Raw genomic sequence first — 23,259 nt, 5'->3', positions numbered from 1 at the left:
CCATGACCTCCAGCTCCCCCCCGGCCCCGGCGGTCGTGGTCGGCGCGGGCTGGGCCGGCCTGACCGCTGCGCTGGCGCTTGCTCGCGCCGGGCAATCCGTGCACCTGATCGAGGCCGGCAAGACCCCCGGTGGCCGTGCCCGCAACCTCGACCTGGACGGCACCCCGCTCGACAACGGCCAGCACATCCTGGTCGGGGCCTGCCAGCAGACCCTGCAGCAGATCCGTTCGGTCGGCATCAACCCCGAGCAGGCGTTTCAGGCCCTGCCCTTCGGCCTGCGCATGTTCGAGCCTACCGGCCGGCCGCAGGCCCCGGCGTTCCTGCTGGAACCGCGTTCGCCCCGGTTGCCCGCCCTGGCCGCCGCGCTTTACCGGGCGCTTGCGAAGCACTCCCTTGGTACACGCCTGCGTGCCCTGTCCGGCGCCGCCGCCATGTTGCACCGGCCCCTGCGCGACGATCTCCCCGTCCTCGACTGGCTGCGCCAGCGCCGTCAGCCCGACGCCCTCATTCGGAGCCTGTGGGACCCGTTGTGCCTGGCGGTGATGAACACCCCGACCCGAACCGCCTCGGCCCGCATCTTCCAGAACGTCCTGCGCCTGGCGCTCAACCATGGCCCGGAGGCCGCGCGCCTTCTCGTCCCCGCGCGGCCACTCGGCGAGCTGTTCCCGGAACCGGCTGTCCAGGAACTCCGGGAGCGTGGCGCCAGCGTGGATCTGGGCCGCCGCATCACCGCCATTGAGCGCAGCACGACTCACGACGCCGCCCCCTTCCGCCTGCGCGACCGCCAGGGCGTGGCGAGCCCGGCGCGCGGCGTGATCATGGCGACCCCTCCAGCCGCCGCCGCTGCCCTGCTGCCACACGAAACCGGCTGGGAGGCCACGCACCAGGGCCTGAATGCCATGGGCGCCCGCAGCATCTGCACGGTCTACCTGCGCTATGCGCGGCGCCTTGATGATCTTCCGCCACTACAGGGGCTGCTGGACCAGCATGGCCAATGGCTGATCGCGCGGCATGTCGCCGGGGCACCACACTGGCTGGCGGTCGTGATCTCGGCGGCCGACGACCTCGAACCGTTGACGGCGGATGCGCGATGGCGCACCGTCACCCGCTCCCTGGCCCAAACCTTCCCCGAACTGGGCGAACCCGAGACCGGCCACAGCATTTGCGAACGCCGCGCGACGCTGGACGCGCAAGCCGGTCTGGATGCACGTCGCCCGCCGGCCCGCACGCCCTGGCCGGGGTGTTATCTGGCCGGGGATTACCTGACGCCTGCACTGCCGTCCACGCTCGAAGCGGCCGTACAATCTGGACTAGAATCGGCGCACCTGTATCTGGAGGACCATCCTTGACCGATCTCGATATTCCCCGCCTGCTCGCCTACCGCCCGGAACCCGGCGCCTTCGATGAACGCGTGATCCTGGTCACCGGGGCCGCCGACGGCATCGGCCGCGGCACGCGGCCGGCGCGATCGTGGTGCTGCTGGACAAGGACCTGAAGGGCCTCGAAGCGGTCTATGACCGGATCGAACAGGCCGGTCACCCGCAGCCCGCGATCTACCCACTGAATCTCGAAGGCGCGACGGTCAAGGACTATGGTGACCTGGCGGAGAACATCCGCGACTCCCTCGGCCGCCTCGACGGGTTGGTACTGAACGCGGGCTGGGCCGGCGCCCTGATGCCGATGAAGAACTACGACCCGGAGCTGTGGTTCAAGGTCATCAACAGTAACCTGCACGGCCCGTTCTTCCTCACGCAGGCCGTCCTGCCGCTGCTGGAGGCCAGTCCCACCGGGAGCCTGGTCGTGTCCACTCAGAACGCCCGCAAGGCCTTCTGGGGCGCCTTCGGCATGGCCAAGGCGGCCCAGGACGGCCTGATCGACATCCTGTCGCACGAGCATCGCAACGAACCGCGCTTCCTGCACGTGAACGGTATCGACACCGGCCCGGTGCGCACCCGCTTCCGCGCCGGCCATTATCCCGGGGAAAACCCCGACCTCCTGCCCGAGCCCGAGGCCGTGGTCGGCCCCTATCTGTACTTCCTGGACCCCGGCGACCGCACCACCACCGGTCTGAACATCAGTCTGGAAGGCCAGGTCCCGGTGCCCGACGCGGCGTCCTGAACCGCAGCGGCGTCAGGCGCGCGGTCGTTTTCCGGCCGGGCGCCCTTTGCGCACCTTCCCACCACCCGCGCGCGGCTTGCCGCCCTTGGGCGCGGCAGAGTGTGCCCCGGCCTTGCCCGCTGGCGCTGGCTTGCCACCGGGACGCGCCGCAGCCTCGACGCCGTTGTGCTGCGTCTGGAAGGTCTGGCCGCGCTTTTTCAGCGCCTTGCCGCCTCGGGTGATGCGCCCGCCGGTGGACGGACGTGCCGCACCCTGACCGGTCCCGGCCGGCTGCCAGGTCGGCACCAGCTGATGCTTGCCATTGCCGATCAGGTCCGCACGCCCCATGCGTTGCAGGGCATCGCGCAGTAGCGGCCAGTTGTTCGGATCGTGATAGCGCAGGAACGCCTTGTGCAGACGCCGCGCGCGCGCCCCGCGAGGCACCGGGACGCGTTCGCTGGTCGTGCGCCGGATGCCGCGCAGCGGGTCGCGCCCGGAATGCCACATGGCGGTGGCCAGGGCCATGGGACTGGGCAGAAATGCCTGCACCTGATCCGCGCGAAAGTCGTTGCGCTTGAGCCAGAGCGCGAGCTGCAGCATGTCCTGGTCGGTGGTGCCGGGATGCGCGGCGATGAAATACGGGATCAGGTACTGCTCCTTCCCGGCCGCCTTCGAGTATTTCTCGAACATGGCCTTGAACCGGTCATAGGTCCCCATGCCCGGCTTCATCATGCGCGAAAGCGGTCCGGTTTCCGTATGTTCCGGCGCAATCTTCAGGTAACCCCCCACGTGATGGGTCACCAGTTCCTTCACATACTCCGGTGACTCGATCGCCAGGTCGTAGCGCAGCCCGGAGGCGATCAGTATCTTCTTGATGCCCGGCAGCGCCCGTGCCTTGCGGTACAGGCGAATGAGCGGCGCGTGGTCGGTGTCCAGGTTGCTGCAGATGCCCGGGTACACGCAGGACAGTCGCCGGCAGCTCTGCTCGATCTTCGGGTCCTTGCAGGCCAGGCGGTACATGTTGGCGGTCGGGCCGCCCAGATCCGAGATCACGCCGGTGAACCCGTCCACCTTGTCGCGGATCTCCTCGATCTCGCGCAGCACGCTGTCCTCGGAACGGCTCTGGATGATCCGCCCTTCGTGTTCGGTGATGGAACAGAACGTACAGCCGCCGAAGCAGCCGCGCATGATGTTCACCGAGAAGCGGATCATCTCCCAAGCCGGGATGCGTGCATTCCCGTAGGACGGATGCGGGGCCCGCGCATAGGGCAGATCGAACACCGCGTCCATTTCGGGCGTCGACAACGGGATCGGTGGCGGGTTGAGCCAGACCTCCTTGTCCCCGTGGCGCTGCACGATCGCGCGGGCATTGCCCGGATTGGTCTCCAGGTGCAGCACCCGCGAGGCATGCGCGTAGAGCACCGCGTCGCCCTTCACCTGCTCGAAGGCCGGAATACGGATGACCGTTTGGTCGCGCGGGGTGCCGCGCGGGATATCCCGGTGAAAACGCACGACCTTCGCGCCCGCCTCCGCTTCAGCCGCCTGCGCATCCTGTGCCTCGGCATCGGCGCAGGTCTCGGGCGAGACCATGGCGTAGGGATCGGGGTTGGCATCCACCGGTCCAGGGGTATCGACCTCGCTGGAATCCAGCTCGACGTAGCCGGCCGGCACGGCATCCCGCAGCAGGGCCGTCCCGCGCAGGTCCGTGATCTCGCGCGGGTGCTCGCCCGCCGCGACGCGATGGGCGAGTTCCACTAGGGCGCGCTCGGCATTGCCGAACAGCAGGATGTCGGCGCGCGAATCCAGCAAGACGGAGCGACGCACCTTGTCCTGCCAGTAGTCGTAGTGCGCAATCCGCCGCAGGCTGGCCTCGATCCCCCCGGCGACGACCGGAACATCCTTGTAGGCCTCGCGGGCGCGCTGGGCGTACACGATCACCGCCCGGTCCGGGCGCTTACCGTGCACGTCGCCCGGGGTATAGGCATCGTTGGAGCGGATCTTCCGCTCCGCGGTGTAGTGGTTGACCATCGAGTCCATGTTCCCGGCGGTCACGCCGAAGAACAGGTTCGGCCGCCCCAGGGCCCGGAACGGCTCGGCCGAGGTCCAGTCCGGCTGCGCCAGAATGCCCACGCGGAACCCCTGGGCCTCCAGCAGCCGGCCGATGATCGCCATGCCGAAGCTCGGGTGGTCCACATAGGCATCGCCGGTCACCAGCACGATGTCGCAGCTGTCCCAGCCGAGATCGTCCATTTCCTCGCGCGTGGTTGGCAGAAACGGCGCCGTGCCAAAGCGCTTGGCCCAGTAGGGCTTGCGGGCGAACAGGGAATCGGGTGCTGCGGACATGACCAGGCTTCTTCCGGCGGACGCCGGCAACAGGAAATGCGCGCATTACACGCCGGGGGCGCCCCAAGATCAACAGGGCACGCCCGCGGGCGGGACTTCGCAGTGGGTAACCGGGCCGCCGGAAACGGCCCGGCTCGCGTCAGTAGCGCTCGATGAACAGATCGATCGCAGGACTCAGCGCGCCGCGCCAGCGCTGCGCCAGGGACTCGTCCCAGCGCGGATCCACCTCGCGGGCCGTCTCCACCATGCAGTTCAGCCACACCCCGTACAGCTCCGGCGCGACCGGTACGCGGCCATGGCGGCTGTGCACCTCGGCCATCTTCTCCATGGTCGGGGCCACGAAGCTCTCGCCCTCGGCGTAACTGATCGCAGTGGAGATTGCCTGCCCGAGGGCCCGCTTCTGCTGCGACCAGTTGGTGGTCGTGAACGCCTGCGCCACCCGCTCGTCGGCGGCGAGAAAGCGTTCGTAGAAGCGATCCACGAAGTTGCCGGCCCGCCGACAACGCCCGTAGCTCTGGTGGACATCGGAGTAGCTCATCAAAACCCCCATTCCCGAAAAAGCGCGATTCTACCGGGATTGCTCCGAGGCGGGCTAATCCAGATCCCCCCGGGAGCAGGAACACATCGGGGTTACCCGGCTCCAGAGGACGGCCATCAACGTCCCTCGAGAACCCCTGCGTACTGGATACCGGCGAGACGTGCGAGATCGCGATCGAACGTGGTCAGATCATTCGGCCCGAAGTCCTCCAGACTGGAATGCCCACAGGCCCGCGCCAGTACTTTCATCAACTCGGTGGAACCATTCAGGAAGCGCTCCAGCCGCTCGCTCCCCTCCTGCGGGTCCAGCCGGCTGCGCAGTTTCGGATCCTGGGTCGCTACACCACTGGGGCACTGATTGGTATGGCACATCCGCGCGCTCACGCAGCCCACGGCCTGGATCGCCGAATTGGCGAGGGCAATCCCGTCCGCACCGAGGGCCAGGGCCTTCACGAAGTCCGCGGGCGTGCGCAGCCCACCGGTAACCAGCAGCGTCACCCGTCCAGTGGCGCCGTTGGCATCGAGAAAGCGCCGCGCCCGTGCCAGCGCCGGGATGCTAGGCACGCTGATGTGATCGCGCAGCAGGGCCGGCGCGGCTCCCGTGCCGCCGCCTCGGCCATCCAGGATCAGGTAGTCGGCGCCAGCCTCCAGGGCAAAGGCCAGGTCCGCCTCGATGTGGTTGGCCGACAGCTTGAATCCGACCGGCACACCACCGGTCTTCTCGCGCACCGCGTCGGCAAACCGGCGGAAATCGTCCGGGCTTTGCAGATCGGCATGGGCAGCGGGTGAATGGGCATCCTGCCCCGCCTCGATCCCACGCACCCGCGCAATCTCGTCACTCACCTTGCTGCCCGGAAGAACCCCGCCCAGCCCGGTCTTCGCGGCTTGCCCGGCCTTGAAGTGAAACGCCTGAATCTGGTCCAGCACCTCGTCCGAATAGCCAAACTGCGCCGGCCCCAACTCGAACAGGTAGCGCGAATTCTCTGCCTGCTCGGCGTCCAGCATGCCCCCCTCGCCGGAGCAGATACCGGTCCCGGCCCGCTCTGCCCCGCGCGCCAGGGCGATCTTTGCCTCGCGCGAAAGCGCACCAAAGCTCATGTCCGACACCAGCAGCGGAATCGCCAGTTCCAGCGGGCGCTTCGCCTCGGGCCCGATCACCAGCGAGGTGCCCACGTCGGCATCTTCGTCGAGCGGGCGTGTGGCCAGTTGCGCCGCCAGGAGCTGCAGCCCGTCCCACGCGGGCAATCGATCGCGCGGGACACCCATGGCCACCGTTGTGCCATGGCGGCCCACACCCTCCAAGCCATCGCGTGCCAGGGCGTGAATCCACTCGACATGCGGTTCAACCGCGCTGTTACGGGGGCTCGGGGCCTGACCGCCCTGATCCGATGCCTCGGAATCCCCTTCCGCCGCGCTCGCGGGCTGACCCACCGCGTCCTGATCGAACTGCGCATGCGTCCCGTCGCAGTACGGCAGATTGCCGGACTGCTTGCACTGACACAGGTACGCCTCGCCGTCCTCTTCCGCCGTGAAAATCAGCGGCTCGATACCTGTGCCCTCGTGCGAGCCGTCGCAGAATGGCTGATCCTTCGAGCGCCCGCAGCGACAGAACGCGTACTCCTCGCCCTTTGTCAGTTCCACTCCCCGGGGTTCCACTGCGGCGATAATCGGTTCAGCCATCAGATGCTCCTTGCGCTCGAATTGAATCGTCCTCATCTGTGACAGTGAAAGTCGCACAAATTTCCGAATCCCCGCCGGCGCCGTATGATGACGTCGTCGCATCCAGCCCAGGGGGCCCCATGAGCACCGCCGACCACCGCCATACCCGCCGCGATTACACCCACGCCGAACTTCGCCGCGGCGACCTGCACGAAAACCCGCTCGGCCTGCTGAATGACTGGCTCGAGGCCGCCCGTGAAGCCGGCAACCCGGACCCCACCGCCATGATCCTGGCCACCGCCGGCGCCGACGGCCAGCCCTCCGCTCGCACCGTTCTGCTCAAGCACGTCGATCCCGAGGGCCTGGCCTGGTACACCGACTCGCGCAGCCGCAAGGGCCAGGACCTGAGCGAAAACCCGCAGGCCGCCCTATTGTTCTACTGGCCCGAGACCGAGCGCCAGATCCGGGTCGAAGGCCCGGTCACCGCCCTCCCGGGCGAACTGGCCGATACCTACTTCCACCAGCGCCCGCGCGGCAGCCAGATTGCCGCGGCGGCCTCGACCCAAAGCCACCCGGTCGCCGGCCGCGACGAACTCGAGCAGCGTGTGCGTTCGCTGGAGCAGCAATACCCGGAGGGCGACATTCCGCGCGATCCCGCCTGGATCGGCTACCGCCTGCAGCCCGAACTGTTCGAATTCTGGCAGGGCCGCCCCAATCGGCTGCACGACCGGTTCCAATACCACCGCGTGGGCAGCGACTGGGAGATCACCCGTCTGATGCCCTAAGGGAGACGCTACCGCTCGGCCAACCGAATCTGCTAGGATTCGCTCCGTCGTAGCGGCTCGACCCCGCGCGGCAAGAAGATTCGGAGAGGTGCCGGAGTGGTCGAACGGGGCGGTCTCGAAAACCGTTGTACTCTCGCGAGTACCGAGGGTTCGAATCCCTCCCTCTCCGCCAAACACTAGCAAAGGGGCCCGAGCGGCCCCTTTCGCATGTCTGGCCTCTTCGGTTTCGGGATTCGAACCCGAGGAATCGAAAATGACGGTTCGACTGGCAGCGCGCAGCGATGCCAGAACGTCGCCGCAGGCGACGACCCGAAGGGCGAGGCGCGAAGAAGTGCCGAGTAATCCCTCCCTCTCCGCCAGATTCAAGCAAGGGGGCCCTAGTGGCCCCTTTCGCGTTCTTGGCCACAGATGCCTGGAGATTCGAACCCGAGGAATCGGAAACGATGGTTCGACCGGTGGCGCGCACGCGACACCAGAACGCCGCAGCAAAGCGAAAGCGGCCAGCCGCGCTGGCCGTAATCCCTCCCGCTCCGCCAGATTCCGCAAGCGCCTCTCATGTCACATGCGACCGTCTCACAGGCACAAAAAAAGCGGCCCGGTTTCCCGAGGCCGCTTTCTTGTTATTCAAAGCTGGTGGGCGGTACTAGGTTCGAACTAGTGACCCCTGCCGTGTGAAGGCAGTGCTCTACCGCTGAGCTAACCGCCCGGAGCGCGGACAAGATTAGGGTTCAAGCGAGCGAACGTCAAGCGTTGCATGCCGAATATCCCGCTCCCATCGAGCCCTTCGCCGGGAGACCCGGCACCGCCCCCCGGTTGCCAGCCCGCCGCCCTTGCCAGACAATGCCCAGCCTCGGAGAGGTGGCAGAGTGGTCGATTGCACCGGTCTTGAAAACCGGCAGGGGTGAAAGCCCCTCGAGGGTTCGACAAGGCGGCGCAGCCGCCGCAGGACGTTGCCGCCAGGCAACGCCCGGAGGGTGAGGACCGCAGGTCCGAATCTATCCCTCCCTATCGTGGCCGCCAGGCCACGCGGGCCACCCCCGGTTGCCAGCCCGCCCTCCTTGCCAGACAATGCCCAGCCCCGGAGAGGTGGCAGAGTGGTCGATTGCACCGGTCTTGAAAACCGGCAGGGGTGAAAGCCCCTCGAGGGTTCGAATCCCTCCCTCTCCGCCATTCCCAATCCTCAGGATTCACCCAAAGCACTGTGCCGCCAAGCCCCAGCGTTCCGCGATTCGAACCCGAGATTCCAGAAAGCGGGTTCGACCGGTGGCGCAACGCGACACCGGAACGCCGTAGCAACGCGAAGGCGACCCGAAGGGCGGCCAGCGGGGCTGGCCGTAATCCCTCCCTCTCCGCCATTTCCAGCCTCCCGGCCGCAGTCATCTCCCGGCTCCGCCAGACGAATCCCCTTCGCAGCTTGCTCGCAATACATAGCCGAAATGGTATGTGTCATATAGAACAAGTTAGATAGAAGAAAATGGACTGACCGCCTATAATCTGGCGCTACTTTCGCGACTGCGCCCGTGCATCCGACCGGGCCCAGCACCGGCTGCCAGTATTGTGACGACGGCCCTGGCAAGCCCCGGCCCGGACTGCCCTTGGGCCCATTGCATCGGTTCCGGCCGTCGTCAACCCTCACGAACTGGCCAAGCGAGCGACCCGATGAATTCGATTCTGCTGCGAGTGTTCCCCTTCCTCAGCTGGCGCCCGACGAAGCAAACCCTCAACGCGGACCTCATCGCCGGGATCTCGGTCGCCCTGGTCCTGATCCCGCAGTCCATGGCCTATGCCCAGCTGGCCGGGCTGCCGCCGGTGTACGGGCTTTACGCCTCCCTGCTGCCCGTCATGGTCGCCGCGCTGTGGGGTTCATCGAACCAGCTCGCCACCGGCCCGGTCGCCGTGGTCTCTCTACTTACCGCCTCGGCGCTGATACCGCTGGCCGCCGAGGGCTCTTCCGAATTTGTCATGCTGGCCATTGCCCTGGCATTCATCGTGGGCCTGGTCCAGTTGATGCTGGGGTTGTTCAAGCTTGGCGCGCTGGTCAGCTTTATCTCGCATCCGGTCATCGTCGGCTTCACCAATGCCGCGGCCATCATCATCGCCCTGTCGCAGCTGAACAAGATCCTCGGCGTCCCGATTGATACCAGCGGCCACTTCATGCTGGGTCTCTGGGGCGTGATGACGGAACTGGGCAGCGTCCACTGGCCCACGCTGGCGTTCGGCGTCGGCGCCATTGGCCTGATGGTGCTGATGAAACGGTTCGTACCGAAGATCCCGGGGGTACTTGTCGCCGTGGTCGTGGCGATCCTGGTGAGCTGGGCAATCGGCTACGAGCAGAAGGCCGAGACGTCCCTTCAGCAGATCGCCCCGGCCCAGGTTCTGACTCTCGCGCAGTCCATCGAGAGCGATGGCAGGCGCCTCGCCGATCTCGACGAGCAGATCCGTCGGCTGGAAGCAGAGCTCCAGGAACAGGAAGGCGCCGAGGCCGTGCGCCTGCGCCACGAGGCCGACCAGCTGCGTCTGCAGCGCGATGAACTGCGCCCCGAACTTGCCGGCATGCGCGAGGAGATCCGCGACATCACGCTGCGTCGCGTCCCCGGCGAGAACGATCAGCCTGCGCGGTTCATTGCAGACGATCACCTGACTGATGCCGAACGTGCACGCGCCGATCGCGCCGCATGGCGTATCGAACGGGTCGGTGAAGATACCGTGCATCTGAATGGCGGCGGCGCCGTGGTGGGCAATGTGCCCCAGGGCCTCCCCGGGTTCTCGATCCCGGATATCACCTTCGGCACCTTCACCACGCTGCTGACCACCGCCTTCGTCATCGCGCTGGTGGGCTTCACCGAGGCCATCGCGATCGCCAAGGCCATGGCAGCACGGACCGGCCAGCGCCTGGACCCCAGCAAGGAGTTGATGGGTCAGGGTCTGGCGAACATCGCCGGCGGCTTCACCCAGGGCTACCCGGTCAGCGGCTCGTTCTCGCGATCAGCGGTCAACCTGAACTCCGGCGCCAAGACCGGCCTCTCCTCGGTCTTTACTGCGGTACTCATCGGCCTGGCCCTGCTGTTCCTGACGCCGCTGATCTATCACCTGCCACAGGCGGTCCTCGCTGCGATCATCATGATGGCGGTTGCCGGGCTCGTGAACTTCAAGGCCATCAAGCACGCATGGGTGGCCAACAAGCACGATGGCGCTGCCGCGGCCGTGACCTTCGTTGCGACCCTCGCAATGGCTCCGAACCTGGACTACGGCATCCTCACCGGTGCCGGTCTGGCCATCGTGCTGTATCTGTATCGCACCATGAAGCCGCGTGTCTCGGAACTGGCACGCTATGAGGACGGCACCCTGCGCGAGGCCCAGCGCTACGGCCTGGAGACCAACGAGAAGGTCGGCATCATGCGCTTCGATGGGTCGTTGTACTTCGCCAACGTGCCCTACTTCGAAGATGCCGTACTGGACCTGCTGGCCCGCCACCCACAATCCAAATATCTGATCGTCGTCGGCAAGGGCATCAACGAGATCGACGCCTCCGGCGAAGAGGTCATCCATCAACTGGTTCACCGCCTCAAGGCGCGCGGCATCACGCTCGTGTTCGCCGGCGTCAAGGCCCAGATCATGGAGGTCATGCAGCGCACGGGGCTGGACGACATCATCGGCAAGGACAACATCTTCAAGTCCACCGACCATGCGGTGAAGACCATCTCGGAAAAGGTCGGCGAGCCGATCAAGTAACCCGCGCCGGGCCGATCACCGCGTGATCGGCCCGCATGCCCTGAAACCGCAAGGGAAACGCTGCAACCGGGAACGCTTGTCGCTACACTGTGCTTGTTTCGAATCCAATGAGGAGTTGACCCGTGTCCCGAGACCAGATCGTCCGCTCGAGTCGCAATCCGTCCAGCACTGGTTCCATCAGCGAGACCATCTCCACCAACAAGGTGATCCGGCAGACCTACATGCTGCTGTCGCTCACCCTGGCGTTCAGCGCGATCACCGCGTTCATCGCCATGGCGGTCAACGCGCCGCCGGTGCACTGGATCATCATGCTGGGGGTGCTGATCGGCGGCCCGTTCGCCATCCACGCCGCGCGCAACTCGGCGCTGGGCATCGTGCTGACCTTCGCCTTCACCGGCGTGCTGGGCTTCTTCCTCGGCCCGATCCTGAGCATGTACCTGGGTCTGCCGAACGGGCCACAGATCGTCGGCAACGCCTTCGCCGCCACTGCGGTCGCGTTTGTCACGCTTTCCGGCTACGCCCTGGCTACCAAGAAGGACTTCAGCTTCCTCGGCGGCTTCCTGGTCGTCGGCCTGATCGTCGCCCTGCTGGCCATCGTTGCCAACCTGTTCCTGGCGATCCCGGCTCTGTCGCTGGCCATCTCGGCCGCGGTTGTCCTGCTGCTGTCGGCCGCCATCCTGTTCGACACCAGCCGGATGATTCACGATCCCGAGGCCAACTACATCGTGATGACGGTCTCGCTGTACGCGAACCTCTATGTGATGTTCCTGCACCTGCTGAACCTGTTCCACGCCTTCATGGGCGACAACTAGGGTTCCGCGCTGCACAGCACGGCAGGAATGCGTTCCAGGGCCCCGCACAGCGGGGCCCTTTTCATTGGACACCATCTTCATTGAATACGGATACACGCCGATCATGAGCCACCTTCAACGCGGCGTCTTTCTCGATCTCGCCACGGTCGACCGCGACGATCTTGACCTGACCGAACTCCGGGCCAGCCTTCCCGTGTGGTCCTTCCACGAGCACACCGAGCCGGATCAGCGGCTGGGCCGGATCGGCGATGCCGAGGTGATCGTCACCAACAAGGTCGAGCTGAATGCGGAGGCACTGGCCGCCGCACCCCGCCTGCGACTCGTCTGCGCCGCCGCTACCGGCACCAACAATATCGACGTGGAGGCAGCCCGCCGCCTGGGTATCGTCGTCAGCAATGCGCGCGACTACGCCACCGACTCCGTGGTGCAGCACGTCTTCGCCCTGCTGCTGACGCTGGTCACCCAACTGGACGCCTACCGCGCGGACATTCGCGCCGGTCGCTGGAGCGCCTCCGATCAGTTCTGTCTCCTCGACCACCCCATCGGCACCGTGGCCGGAATGCGCCTCGGCATCATCGGCTGGGGCGTACTGGGCCGGGCCACCGCGCGCGTCGCCGAGGCCTTTGGCATGGAGGTGCTGGTCGCCGAGAGCCTGAATCCGGACCGCGCAGCACAAGAGGATCGCGTGCCGCTGGAACGGTTGCTGGGACAATGCGACGTCATCAGCCTGCACTGCCCCCTGACCGCGACGACCCGGCACCTCATCGATGATGCCGCCCTGCGCCAGATGCGTCCGGGGGCCCTGCTGCTGAACACCGCCCGGGGTGGCCTGGTCGATCCCGAGGCCCTGGCCAGGTACCTGCGCAGCGGGCATCTCGGCGGCGCCGGCATCGACGTACTGGAACCGGAACCCCCACCGGCGGATCACCCCCTGCTGGCCGACGATATCCCCAACCTCGTCCTCACGCCCCACACCGCCTGGGCCGCGCGAACCGCCCGACAGCGGGTGATCGACGAGGTTACGGCCAATATCCACGGCTTCGCGAGCGACCAGCCGCGCAACGTGGTGGAGTAACTCACATGGATTCGGAAGCCCTGCAAAAACGCATCGAGGATCTGGAGATCCGCCTGGCCCATCAGGAATACACCCAGGAGGAGCAGGCCCGCGTGCAACTGGAGCTGCAACAGGCCAATACCGAGCTGCGCCAGCAGGTCCAGTGGCTGCGCGATCGCATGCGCGACCTCGAGGAGCACGGCGGCGGGCCGGAGGGCGCCGAACCACCCCCGCCGCACTACTGACGCCCATGCCACTCACCGTACGCGCGGCCCCCGGCCACGAGTCCGCCGCCAACGCACTGCGCCAGGCCTTGGCGGCGCGCGGCTACGCCCATGCCGGGGAAGCCACGCTCGTGCTGGAGACGGGAGACCGCGGGCTCGAACTGGTCCGCGAGGACGTACACCCGCCGCTGCGACTGCAGCTGGACTTTGCCGCCGGGCGCCAGGGCTATCGCCTCGCCCATGCCGGTCACCAGCGCGAGGGCCTGATCCGCGCCTTCGGCAGACTCCCGCGTGACGGCCATGTGCTGGATGCCTCCGCCGGCCTGGGCCGCGACACCCTCCTGCTGGCCGCGCACGGCTTCCGGGTCACGGCCTGGGAGCGGCATCCCGTGGTGTACCACCTGCTCGCCGACGCGCTGGAACGCGCGGCGGCCAGTCCGGAACTCGCGCCCATCATCGGACGCATCACCCTGCACGAGGGAAAGGCCGATCCGGCGCATCTCGCCGTCCCGGCAATGGCCGCGGTCTTCGATCCCATGTTCCCGGAACGGGCCAAGCGGGCCGCGGTGAAAAAGGACATGCAGCTGATGCAGGCGCTGATGCCCGAGGCGGCCGACCCCGACGCAGAGCAAACCCTGGCCACCCTGCGCCAGAACGTGGGACGTCGCGTCATCGTCAAGCGCCCGCTGCATGCGCCCGCCCTCGGTCCCGACTCGCCCCAGGCGAGCATCAAGGGCAAGAGCGTGCGCTTTGACCTCTACCCTGCCATCACCCTCGCGAAGGTGGAGGACGGCTGACTCAGACCGTCCAGGCCGGACACGGTTTTCCGCGTCCGCAGAGACACCCGCATACCGGGTTGGCGCCTCCCGGAACCACGTCACCCCTGGGGCCCTGTGAAAGAGCCGGGGCCGCTTGGGAGGTGACCTTCACGGTCTGCCCAGGATCAGTTGGTCATCCCCGGCGAAGCGATAGTCGGGGATGGGCAGGTTGCGCCGGGCCGATTGATCCGCATATACGCGGCCGGCGCCGTCGTAACGTCCGCCCCGGCAGCGGTCGACAAAGCCACCGCTCCAGCCGTCGGCCTCGTCCGGGTGGACCAGGTCCAGCTCGCAACCCAGATCCGCACTTTCGCCGATCACCACCAGCCACTCGGGCCGGAAGCTGCGCAATGGCCGATCCAGCCCGTCCGGTTGCTGGCCGCGGCGGGCCTCCGGGTCGACCAGCTCGTCATCACCGGCCAGGGCGGCCTGCCACGCCGCATCGCGATGGACCACAAGCACGTGGCGGCTACCGTGAATCACACGCAGGGCCTCGCCCGGGGCAATCTCGGCAAGATCCACCCGCAGCGTCTCGCCACGGGTATCGCCCGGTCCGGAAAAGGCGTACCGGAGCATCACCCCAACCAGCAGCAGGGCGGCCCCGAGAACCATCAGTTTGATCAGGGCGCGGATGCGTACCCGAGTCAGCGAGTCGTTTGTTGCGTGCACCTGGTATCCCCGTTCGCGTCCGGAAGCCCCCGGAACCCGCGTCGAAATCGCTTTGCCTGAGACGGACGCACGCCGAGGGACATACTGATGAATGTACACCCTCGCGCTCGAGTCGCTTTTGCGTGCGAACAAGGCGCGGTGAGCGAAGTGTAGCCGAGCTACATAAGCGAGCCGCAACGCTGGGCGCACGCAAAAGCGGCCGAGCCCCTGCATTCAATGGTTTATGGGGTTGGCACCCCAGGTTCCCCGATCCTGCGTTGCGCCCCGAATCCATCAAAAACGGGCGGGTAGAACCACTACCCGCTGCACGACGCGCCTTGTCTCGGAAAACCTGGGGTGCCAACGCGAGTGTGTACATTCATCAGTATTTCCCTAGACTATGCAGCATGAATGAACCCAAACGCTCCAGTCGCACCTACGTCGGCCTGTACAACGACATGTACGCCGGCATGACCCCCATCGGCAATTTCATCCGCGATGCCTGGGTATTCGGCATCCTCCCGGAGGACGAAACCTGCGATGGCTGGGATGTCTCGCGCATCCAGATGCTGCATGACCAGGTCAACGCCGAGTGGGACAAATACAGCCTGCGCATCAGCAACCTCCCGCCCGAGCTGCGCGAGCGCCATGAGCGCATCCATAACGAAGCCATCGAGCGCGCCCGTGAGCACGGCTGGGTCGCCGGCCAGGACATCGACAGCGAGATGGGCGACGACGCCTGATGGGGGCCAGCGAACCGCTGATTCGCCCCCTTGTTGTCATCGCTGCCCTGTTGGCAGGGATTGCCGTCGTCCTCGGCGCCTTCGGCGCCCACGCCCTGCAGGAACGCCTGACGGAACAGGCCCTCGCGACCTGGCATACCGGCGTCCAGTATCACTTCATCCATGCCCTGGCCCTGCTGCTGGTCGCGGCGTTGTGGGCCCACCTGGCCAACGGCTGGGCCGCTGCCAGTGCTGTGGCGTTCGTGATCGGCATCCTGCTGTTCTCTGGGAGCCTGTATGCCCTGGCGCTCGGCGCACCCCGTATCCTCGGCGCGATTGCACCGCTGGGCGGCACGGCGTTTATCCTCGGCTGGGCCGGGTTGGCCATTGCCGCCTGGCGCGGCTGACCTATAATCGCGGCGCAGCCAACCCCCTCTTCCCGACCGTATCGAGATCCCCATGAGCCAGACCTCCTTCGCCGTATTCGCCGAAAACACCCTGGACGACATCCAGACCCGCCTCACCGAGCAAAGCGCGCTGGACGACCTGGACATTGACCTGATCGACGGCGTGATGACGATCGAATTCGACGATGGCGCCCAGATGATCCTGAACCGCCAGGAGGCCGCACAGCAGATCTGGCTCTCCTCGCCCGAAGGACCGGCCCATTTCGGCTATTCCGACGAGGAAGGCACCTGGATCGACGATCGCAACGGCGAAGAGCTGCACGCGACCCTGGTGCGGGTCATCGAACAGAAACTGGGCGTACCCGTCGAGCTCTGATCCGGAGATCACAGGTCGCTGTCAGTCGCCCTTGCCGGCCCCCTTCTTCGAATCGTCCGGGCCCGCGGCCTCGCGTTCCTCCTGCGTTGCGGGCGCCTCTTCTAGCGCCCGCAGATGCGCCTCGACCTCGGCCAGTACCGGGTGGGGCTTGTCCTGTTCCAGCGCCATATCGATCGCCTTGAGCGCCTCCACCGCCTCCGCATCGCCGCGTAGCGGCATGCGCGCTACGCCCAGCGCCAGCATGCGGAACTGGCGGAACACCAGATAGCTGAGCGTCGCCACCACCAGGGCGGCCCACACGTTGTCCTGGAACCAGAGCCATACCGCCGCCCCGTAGCCCCCGAAGGTCAGCGCGAAGATTCCCAGCGCCACGCGGTGGGAACGGGCAACGATACCTTCCAGCACTTCACGGTTGCGGATTACGAAGTCACGGTCGAAATGCAAAGGGATGATTCCTTGAGTCAGCGGCGTGGTCAGGGGCGCGGCGGCTGCTGGGCACGCCAGCGTTCGAAGGTCGGATACTCCTCGTAGCCACGGGTCAGGACAAAGTCCAGCACGTTGCGCAGCCGATTCTGGTGGACGACCGAATCGATGCGGATAATCTCTTCGCCACGCTCGTCGAAGAAAATGAGCGTGGGCGCCCAGTGCACACCCAGTTCCGCGGCCCAGTCTTTTGCGTTGGTGCGGTCGCCACCCGGCGTCAGCACCGGCGTATCGGCATCGTCGGCATCCAGCTGCACCGCATCCATCAGGCCGATGCGCTCCAGCACCTCGTCCTGCTGCAGCGGCTCGGAGTGCATGATATCGCAGGCATGGCAGGCCTCGCGCTCAAAGAACACCACCAGTGGGCGTTCGGCGGGGATTCGGCTCCGATCCAGCGCATACGGCTGGTTGATGAAGAACTCCCGCTGGTTGATGTCGTCGAGATCGAACTTTGGCGGTGGGTCGGCGCGCTCCAGATAGTCGCGAAAACTCTCCTCGCGGTCATGCCGGTCAATCACGTATTCCAGCAGCGCGCGGAACCGGTATGGCGGGTAGTAACCGCGCATCTGATGGATGCGCTCGCCATCCTCGTCGTAAAAGGCAATCGAAGGGGTAAAGTTCAGCCGTTGTTCGGCGGCGTAGCGCCGTTCAAGCCAGGTCTCGCCCTCCAGGTCCGTGACTTCACGTGTGCCCAGCGCGTCGATCGCCACCACGTTGAAGTGTGACGCGAGGTACTCGCGGATATCGTCCTGTGCGAAGTTCTTGTCAAACAGCGCCTCGCAATAGGGGCAGTCATCCATGCCGAAGTAGACGGCCAGCCCCATCTTTCCCTGCTCCACCGCGTCTTCCAGGTCCTCGCGCAGATCGAGGAAGCTCAGCTCGAACCAGTCGGGCGTATGCAGCCCAATCGGGCGCGGGGTGTCATCGAACACGATCCCCTCGTCGGATTCGACGGATTCGTCCGCCACAGAGGCGGTCGCGAACAACACCACCATGCCCACCAGCGAGACGACGCTCGCCAGCCAACCCAACCAATTCTTCCTGCCAAGGGCGTTATTCACGTCGAGAAGACTCCCGGTGGACCTCCTATTCGGACGGCGGCTCCATCACCGAGGTTCCCCCGAGATACGGGCGCAGTTTTTCCGGGATGTGGATCGAGCCGTCTGCCTGCTGGTGATTCTCCAGCAGCGCGACCAGGGCCCGGCCCACCGCAACCCCGGAGCCGTTGATGGTATGCACCAGCTCCGGGCGTTCGCCCGCCTTCGGTCGGAAGCGCGCCTGCATGCGGCGCGCCTGGAAGGCCTGGAAGTTCGAGCAAGAGGAGATCTCGCGGTAGGCATCCTGGGCCGGCAGCCAGACTTCCAGGTCATAGGTGCGCGCCGCGGCAAAGCCCATGTCCCCGGCGCTCAGGAGCATCACGCGGTAGGGCAGTTCCAACGCCTGCAAGACCCGCTCGGCATGGCCCAGGAGTTCCTCCAGTGCGGCATCCGAGCTCTCCGGCTGCACGATCTGCACCAGTTCCACCTTCTCGAACTGGTGCTGCCGGATCAGGCCGCGCACATCGCGCCCATAGCTGCCCGCCTCGGAACGAAAACACGGGGTGTGGGCCACCATCTTCAGCGGCAAGGCCTCGGCATCGAGGATCTGCTCGCGCACCAGGTTGGTCAGGGTGACCTCGGCGGTGGGGATCAGACGGTAGCGCTGGTCACAGTCGACCGAGAACAGGTCATCGTCGAACTTCGGCAACTGCCCGGTCCCCTCCAGCGATTCGGGATTCGCCAGGTAGGGGACGTAGGTCTCCTGGTAGCCGTGTTCGCCGGTGTGCAGATCCAGCATGAACTGGGTCAGTGCCCGGTGAAGGCGCGCCATCTGACCGCGCATCACCACGAAACGCGAACCGGCCACCCGCACCGCGGCCTCGAAGTCCAGCCAGCCACCGGGCAGGCCCAGGTCCACGTGATCGCGCGGCGTGAAATCAAAGGTCCGCGGGGTTCCCTCGCGGCGGACCTCGACGTTGTCTTTCTCGTCCAGTCCGTCGGGCACGTCCGCCTGCGGCAGATTCGGGATCTGCATCAGCATCGCATCCAGCTCCTGCTGGACCCCGTGCAGATCGGTCTCGCACTGCTTGAGCTCGTCGCCCAGGCGCCCGACCTCGGCCTTCAGCGGCTCGATGTCCTCGCCCCGCGCCTTCGCCTGCCCGATACCCTTGGAGCGAGTGTTGCGGTCGGCCTGCAGCTCCTGGGTGCGCATCTGCAACGCCTTGCGGCGGGCCTCCAGGGCCTTGAAGCGTTCGCGGTCCAGGGTATAGCCACGGCGTTCCAGAGCGGTGGCAGTCGCATCCAGGTCCTGGCGCAGGCTGTGGATATCAAGCATGACGGATTTCCGGCAAGGGGTGGAAAGAACGACGGGGAAGTCTACGGTTGCCGCCCCGTGGCGTCCACGGTCGCGGCCAATGCCCTCACGAGGCGACCGGCCCGACCCCCAGCAGGAATCGAGTTCCGTGGAGCCCCGCTGCCGCAGCCAGCACGCAGACCAGCAGGCTCGCGAGCATGTAGCCCAGTGCACGCGCCCAGGCGCCTACATCCACCATGTGAACGACTTCCAGGGAGAAGGTGGAGAATGTCGTAAAGCCACCCAGCACCCCGACGACCAGCAACAAGCGCCAGGCCGGGTGCAGTTCCAGGCGCTCCACCAGCACCACGGCCAGCACACCGATCAGGAACGAGCCAAGGATGTTGATGCTCAATGTCCCCCAGGGGAAGGCACGCCCGAAGTGCGCCACCATCCACTCCTGCATCCCCAGCCGCAGTGCCGAGCCCAGCGCACCGCCTGCCGCCACTGCCAGATACGAGCCCAGCCCAATGCCCATCATCACGTCCCGCTTGCGGAAAAGACCCACAGTTTATGCGATCACCTCACACGGACCCAGCAGACCCCTACCATCGAGGTCATGAGCGCCCATCCCGCCACACCGCCGACCGAGGCCGCCGCACAGGCGCTGGCTGCGGTCATTGAGGGTCTGACCACCGAGCTGCCCTCGGACGCCCTGGTGGTCGAGGCCGCGGAACGCCGAGCCTATGAGTGCGACGGTCTCTCCGCCTACCGCCAGATCCCCGGGGCCGTGGCCCTGCCACGGACCCACGAGGAACTGCTGACCTGCCTCCGGCTTTGTCGCGAGCACGGGGTCCCGATCGTGCCACGCGGGGCTGGCACCGGGCTGTCCGGCGGCGCCCTGCCCAGCGAGACTGGGCTGCTGCTATCCCTGGCGCGCTTCAATCGCATCCTGGAGATCGATGCCGACAACCGCTGCGCGGTCGTCCAGCCCGGCGTGCGCAACCTCGCGATCTCCGAGGCGGCGGCCCCGCAGGGGCTCTACTACGCACCCGACCCGTCCTCGCAGATCGCGTGTTCCATCGGCGGCAACGTGGCCGAGAACGCGGGAGGCGTGCATTGCCTGAAGTACGGACTCACCGTGCACAACGTGATCGGGCTGGAACTGGTCACCCTCGAGGGCGAGATCATCCGCCTCGGCGGCAAGACGCTGGATAGTGCCGGACTGGACCTGCTCGCCTTCATGGTTGGCTCGGAGGGCATGCTGGGCATCGTCACCGAAGTCACCGTGCGGCTGCTGCCCCGCCCCGAGCGCACCCAGGTCCTGCTGGCCAGCTTTGACCAGGCCGAGGCCGCCGGACGCGCAGTGGCAGGCATCATCGCCGCCGGACTGATTCCCGCCGGGCTGGAAATGATGGACAACGCTGCCATCCGCGCTGCGGAGGACTTCGTCCACGCCGGCTACCCGGTGGAGGCGGCCGCGATCCTCTTGTGCGAACTCGACGGGACCAACGCCGAGGTCTCCGAGGACGTCATGGTGGTACGCCAGAAGCTCCTGGATCTGGGGGCCACCGAGGTGCACACCGCCCGCGACGACGCCGAACGCGCATTGTTCTGGGCCGGGCGCAAGGCCGCGTTCCCTGCCGCCGGGCGTATTTCGCCGGACTACTACTGCATGGACGGGACCATCCCGCGCCACCAGATCGGGACGGTGCTGGAACGGATCAACATCCTGTCGCGCGAGGTTGGCCTCGGCGTGTGCAACGTGTTCCACGCCGGCGACGGCAACCTGCATCCACTGATCCTCTACGACGCCAACCAGCCCGGGCAACTGGAAACGGCGGAGGCCTTCGGCCAGCAGATCCTCGAACTCTGCGTGGAGGTGGGTGGCACCGTCACCGGGGAACACGGCGTAGGCGTGGAAAAGCTGGACGGCATGTGCGTGCAGTTCGCCGCGCCGGAACTGGAGCAGTTTCACCACCTGCGCCGCGCGTTCGACCCGCTCGGGCTGCTCAACCCCGGCAAGGCCATCCCCACCCTCGCCCGCTGCGCCGAGTTCGGACGCCAACACGTCCACGGTGGGCAGCTGTCGCACCCAGAACTCCCGCGCCTGTAGGATGACCGGCTCGACCGAACCGAGCTAAACCTCCAATGCCCCGGGCCACCCTTGCTACCGCACTGGCCGACGACTTCTCCGGAGCCGTCGACGCCACCCTGAGGGCGCTGCAGGCGTTGATCCCGCTGGACATGTGGATGCTCACGCGGGTCGAATCCGACGACTGGGTGGTATTGCACACCCACGGCCACGCACCGCGCATCCGTCCCGGGGCGGCATTCAGCTGGCAGCACTCCTACTGCGTGCACATGAACGCCGGAGACGGACCGAACATCGCCGCCGACGCACGCACGGTTCCAGCCTATGCCAGTGCCCCGATCAATGACATCGCAACGATTGGCTGCTACATCGGGTTCCCGCTGTACGATGCCGATGGCGAACTCTTCGGCACGCTTTGCGGATTGCATCCCGAACCCATGGACCCCGCGATCGAACACCATGAGCCGGTCGTTCGTGCCCTGGCAGGATCGCTGGGGCACCTGCTGCGCCTCAGCCAGCGCGCCGAGGGGCTGGACCGGTTGCGACAGCACGCGGCCCTGGCCGCCCACGGTGATCCCCTGACCGGCGTGCTCAACCGCCACGGCTGGGAGCTCGCGGTAGACGCAGAGGAGACCCGCTGCCAACAGAGCGGCCAACCCGCCGGCATCATCCTGTTCGATCTCTTCCCCGGGGACTCGAGCGTGGACAGCACTGGCATTCAGGATGACACCGAACTGGTTCGCGCGATCCTCGCCCTGCAGGGCCTGGCAGGCCCCAGCGACCTGATCGGTCGACTCGGTGGCACCCGCTTCGGCCTGCTCGCGATCGACCTGAGGGCGCAACCCCTGGCGGCGCGGGCGCAACACATCCGACAGGCCCTGTCCGCAAAGGCCATCCCCGCGGCCATTGGCCACGCCATGCGCGAACCCGGTGCTGGAAGCCTGGAACACGCCCTGAAGCGCGCGGAACGCGAACTGCGACCGGCAGCGCGACCTGCGATCTCCTAGACTTTTTCCATCCTGCGCGGCGAACAGCCGCCCCCACCGTCTCGACGGAATGCCCCATGGCCCGAATCTTCGATCCCCCCGATACCGCGCCCTCGCCGTTCAACCTCGGGGTCGATCACGTCCTGAAACTGCTCCGCCGGATCGCCCCCCTGGACGTCTGGATGCTAACCCGCATCGAGGGCAACGAGCAGATCGTGGTGCGCGCCGACGACCACGGGTACGGCATTCAGGCCGGCACGGCCTTTGACTGGAGCAACTCCTTCTGCATCCGCATGCTCGCCGAACGCGGCCCGCGAATCACGCCGGACGTACAACAGGTTCCCGCCTACCAGGAAGCCCTCGCCGCACAACCCGATCCCCCCGCCATCGGCAGCTACATCGGGTTTCCGGTACAGGACCACGAATACGAGATGTATGGCGTACTTTGCGCGATGAATCCGGAGCCCATATCGGCCGACATCGAAGCGCAATCCGACCAGATCCAGGCCGCCGTCACCGTCATCGAGTCACTGATCCGCCAGCGCCGCCAGATCGACGAACTGGAACGCGAGCGCGAGGCCCTGCGACTGGAGGCCTACAACGACGCCCTCACCGGCACCTGCAACCGGCGCGGCTGGCTACTCGCGTTGAGCGCCGAGGAACAGCGCTGCCAGGATCACAGCCTCCCGGCGGGTCTCGTCGCCATCGACCTCGACAACCTGAAGACCGTCAACGACCAGGAAGGCCATGACGCCGGCGACCGATTGATCAAGGCGGCTGGCCAGGCCCTGCGGGATGCCAGTCGCGAAATCGACATCATTGCCCGCCTGGGTGGAGACGAATTTGGCGTGCTGCTTCCGGAGACGCCGGCCGACCACCTCCCCGGGATCGCGAACCGGCTGCGGGCGGTGCTGCAGGAGGCCGGTGTGTCGGCGTCCATCGGTTACGCCTGCCGCTCCGTCAGCGGGTCCCTGCCCGAGGCCCAGACCAGCGCCGATGCCGCGATGTACGCCGACAAGCGCCAGCGCCGCGGAACCCCCGGGCCCTGACGCCCTCGCGCGGCAAGCGCGATCGCCCTTTTCCTCCGAGCTCAACACACTTCACGCACCCCTCTGCCGCGGGCCGGTCGATGGTTTACCATTCACCTAAT

At 66.6% G+C, this 23,259-nt stretch carries 21 protein-coding genes, 4 tRNA genes, 1 other RNA gene and 1 pseudogene; 18 read left to right on the top strand and 9 right to left on the bottom strand.

Translation table 11 applies throughout. From position 1 onward, the window contains the following. Positions 1-2 precede the first annotated feature (2 nt). Both hpnE and B0684_RS08125 read left to right on the top strand, forming a co-directional pair. On the top strand, positions 3-1,349 hold the full coding sequence (gene hpnE / locus B0684_RS08130; RefSeq protein ID WP_018650068.1) for a hydroxysqualene dehydroxylase HpnE: 1,347 nt from the start codon (positions 3-5) through the stop codon (positions 1,347-1,349). Then, positions 1,346-2,118 (top strand): annotated as a pseudogene (locus B0684_RS08125) (SDR family NAD(P)-dependent oxidoreductase). Before hpnE ends, B0684_RS08125 begins: the two are co-directional and overlap by 4 nt. 12 nt (positions 2,119-2,130) lie before the next feature. Here B0684_RS08125 and B0684_RS08120 read toward each other — a convergent pair. The 3 genes from B0684_RS08120 to B0684_RS08110 form a co-directional block, all read right to left on the bottom strand. Next, positions 2,131-4,440 carry a YgiQ family radical SAM protein gene (locus tag B0684_RS08120; protein ID WP_018650066.1) on the bottom strand — a complete coding sequence of 770 codons (2,310 nt, stop codon included), beginning with the start codon at positions 4,438-4,440 and terminating at the stop codon, positions 2,131-2,133. A gap of 139 nt (positions 4,441-4,579) precedes the next feature. After that, positions 4,580-4,978 carry a globin gene (locus B0684_RS08115; RefSeq protein WP_018145553.1) on the bottom strand — a complete coding sequence of 133 codons (399 nt, stop codon included), beginning with the start codon at positions 4,976-4,978 and terminating at the stop codon, positions 4,580-4,582. 116 nt (positions 4,979-5,094) lie between these two features. Further along, positions 5,095-6,657 (bottom strand): glutamate synthase-related protein, encoded by a 1,563-nt coding sequence (locus tag B0684_RS08110; protein ID WP_018650065.1) that lies wholly within the window; start codon positions 6,655-6,657, stop codon positions 5,095-5,097. Between the two features lie 119 nt (positions 6,658-6,776). On the opposite strand from B0684_RS08110, the gene pdxH reads away from it, so the two are divergent. The 3 genes from pdxH (at position 6,777) to B0684_RS08095 (ending at position 7,780) form a co-directional block, all read left to right on the top strand. Continuing rightward, positions 6,777-7,421: a pyridoxamine 5'-phosphate oxidase gene (gene pdxH, locus B0684_RS08105; protein WP_018650064.1), complete on the top strand. Its 645-nt coding sequence runs from the start codon at positions 6,777-6,779 to the stop codon at positions 7,419-7,421. An 82-nt stretch (positions 7,422-7,503) separates the two neighbouring features. Continuing rightward, positions 7,504-7,593 (top strand) — tRNA-Ser (locus B0684_RS08100). Between the two features lie 53 nt (positions 7,594-7,646). Continuing rightward, positions 7,647-7,780: non-coding RNA, RtT sRNA (locus tag B0684_RS08095), on the top strand. Positions 7,781-8,052: 272 nt separating this feature from the next. On the opposite strand, the gene B0684_RS08090 is transcribed toward B0684_RS08095, so the two are convergent. Beyond that, positions 8,053-8,127, bottom strand: a tRNA-Val gene (locus B0684_RS08090). A gap of 151 nt (positions 8,128-8,278) precedes the next feature. Here B0684_RS08090 and B0684_RS13825 point away from each other — a divergent pair. From B0684_RS13825 to B0684_RS08060, 7 genes are all read left to right on the top strand, one after another. Then, a tRNA-Ser gene (locus B0684_RS13825) sits at positions 8,279-8,441 on the top strand. Between the two features lie 60 nt (positions 8,442-8,501). Next, positions 8,502-8,591, top strand: a tRNA-Ser gene (locus B0684_RS08085). Positions 8,592-9,080: 489 nt separating this feature from the next. Beyond that, on the top strand, positions 9,081-11,153 hold the full coding sequence (locus tag B0684_RS08080; RefSeq protein ID WP_018169888.1) for a SulP family inorganic anion transporter: 2,073 nt from the start codon (positions 9,081-9,083) through the stop codon (positions 11,151-11,153). A gap of 122 nt (positions 11,154-11,275) precedes the next feature. Beyond that, the gene (locus tag B0684_RS08075; RefSeq protein ID WP_018145549.1) at positions 11,276-11,965 is read left to right on the top strand and encodes a Bax inhibitor-1/YccA family protein; all 690 of its coding nucleotides are present in this window, start codon (positions 11,276-11,278) and stop codon (positions 11,963-11,965) included. A gap of 103 nt (positions 11,966-12,068) precedes the next feature. After that, positions 12,069-13,040, top strand: a complete 972-nt coding sequence (locus B0684_RS08070; protein WP_018169889.1) for a D-2-hydroxyacid dehydrogenase — start codon at positions 12,069-12,071, stop codon at positions 13,038-13,040. A gap of 5 nt (positions 13,041-13,045) precedes the next feature. Further along, the gene (locus tag B0684_RS08065) at positions 13,046-13,264 is read left to right on the top strand and encodes a SlyX family protein (RefSeq protein WP_018145547.1); all 219 of its coding nucleotides are present in this window, start codon (positions 13,046-13,048) and stop codon (positions 13,262-13,264) included. A 5-nt stretch (positions 13,265-13,269) separates the two neighbouring features. After that, positions 13,270-14,040, top strand: a complete 771-nt coding sequence (locus B0684_RS08060; RefSeq protein WP_018176708.1) for a class I SAM-dependent methyltransferase — start codon at positions 13,270-13,272, stop codon at positions 14,038-14,040. A 129-nt stretch (positions 14,041-14,169) separates the two neighbouring features. Here B0684_RS08060 and B0684_RS08055 read toward each other — a convergent pair whose 3' ends face one another. Continuing rightward, positions 14,170-14,730, bottom strand: coding sequence for a Rieske (2Fe-2S) protein (locus tag B0684_RS08055; RefSeq protein ID WP_018169891.1), 561 nt, complete (start codon positions 14,728-14,730; stop codon positions 14,170-14,172). Between the two features lie 386 nt (positions 14,731-15,116). On the opposite strand from B0684_RS08055, the gene B0684_RS08045 reads away from it, so the two are divergent. Genes B0684_RS08045 through cyaY form a run of 3 tightly spaced genes read left to right on the top strand, consistent with a single transcriptional unit; the run spans position 15,117 to position 16,214 of the window. Next, positions 15,117-15,452 (top strand): hypothetical protein, encoded by a 336-nt coding sequence (locus B0684_RS08045; RefSeq protein WP_018145544.1) that lies wholly within the window; start codon positions 15,117-15,119, stop codon positions 15,450-15,452. Then, on the top strand, positions 15,452-15,838 hold the full coding sequence (locus B0684_RS08040; RefSeq protein ID WP_018176707.1) for a DUF423 domain-containing protein: 387 nt from the start codon (positions 15,452-15,454) through the stop codon (positions 15,836-15,838). The genes B0684_RS08045 and B0684_RS08040 overlap by 1 nt, the downstream gene beginning before the upstream one ends. A 52-nt stretch (positions 15,839-15,890) precedes the next feature. Beyond that, a complete protein-coding gene (gene cyaY / locus B0684_RS08035) occupies positions 15,891-16,214 on the top strand; it encodes an iron donor protein CyaY (protein WP_018145542.1) in 324 nt (107 codons plus the stop codon). A gap of 21 nt (positions 16,215-16,235) precedes the next feature. On the opposite strand, the gene B0684_RS08030 is transcribed toward cyaY, so the two are convergent. From B0684_RS08030 to crcB, 4 genes are all read right to left on the bottom strand, one after another. Continuing rightward, complete coding sequence (locus tag B0684_RS08030) at positions 16,236-16,658, bottom strand: hypothetical protein (RefSeq protein ID WP_018169893.1); 423 nt, start codon at positions 16,656-16,658, stop codon at positions 16,236-16,238. A 29-nt stretch (positions 16,659-16,687) separates the two neighbouring features. Then, complete coding sequence (locus B0684_RS08025; protein ID WP_018650063.1) at positions 16,688-17,728, bottom strand: thioredoxin family protein; 1,041 nt, start codon at positions 17,726-17,728, stop codon at positions 16,688-16,690. A 55-nt stretch (positions 17,729-17,783) separates the two neighbouring features. Beyond that, complete coding sequence (gene serS / locus B0684_RS08020) at positions 17,784-19,070, bottom strand: serine--tRNA ligase (RefSeq protein ID WP_018650062.1); 1,287 nt, start codon at positions 19,068-19,070, stop codon at positions 17,784-17,786. 85 nt (positions 19,071-19,155) lie between these two features. Next, positions 19,156-19,566, bottom strand: a complete 411-nt coding sequence (crcB, locus tag B0684_RS08015; RefSeq protein ID WP_018145538.1) for a fluoride efflux transporter CrcB — start codon at positions 19,564-19,566, stop codon at positions 19,156-19,158. Positions 19,567-19,647: 81 nt separating this feature from the next. Between crcB and B0684_RS08010 the strand changes: the two genes are divergently transcribed. From B0684_RS08010 to B0684_RS08000, 3 genes are read left to right on the top strand one after another with little or no spacing between them, the layout of a single operon-like run. Next, entirely contained in the window at positions 19,648-21,144 is a 1,497-nt protein-coding gene (locus B0684_RS08010) for an FAD-linked oxidase C-terminal domain-containing protein (protein ID WP_018176702.1), read from the top strand. 35 nt (positions 21,145-21,179) lie between these two features. After that, a complete protein-coding gene (locus tag B0684_RS08005; protein ID WP_018650061.1) occupies positions 21,180-22,130 on the top strand; it encodes a GGDEF domain-containing protein in 951 nt (316 codons plus the stop codon). A 56-nt stretch (positions 22,131-22,186) separates the two neighbouring features. Beyond that, complete coding sequence (locus B0684_RS08000) at positions 22,187-23,158, top strand: GGDEF domain-containing protein (protein ID WP_018650060.1); 972 nt, start codon at positions 22,187-22,189, stop codon at positions 23,156-23,158. The last annotated feature ends 101 nt before the right edge of the window (positions 23,159-23,259 follow it).

This window comes from Thioalkalivibrio versutus (assembly GCF_001999325.1).
Taxonomy (GTDB): Bacteria; Pseudomonadota; Gammaproteobacteria; order Ectothiorhodospirales; family Ectothiorhodospiraceae; genus Thioalkalivibrio; species Thioalkalivibrio versutus.
The sequence above is the reverse complement of the archived record's forward strand: the minus strand, read 5'-3'. Positions and strand labels throughout refer to the sequence as shown.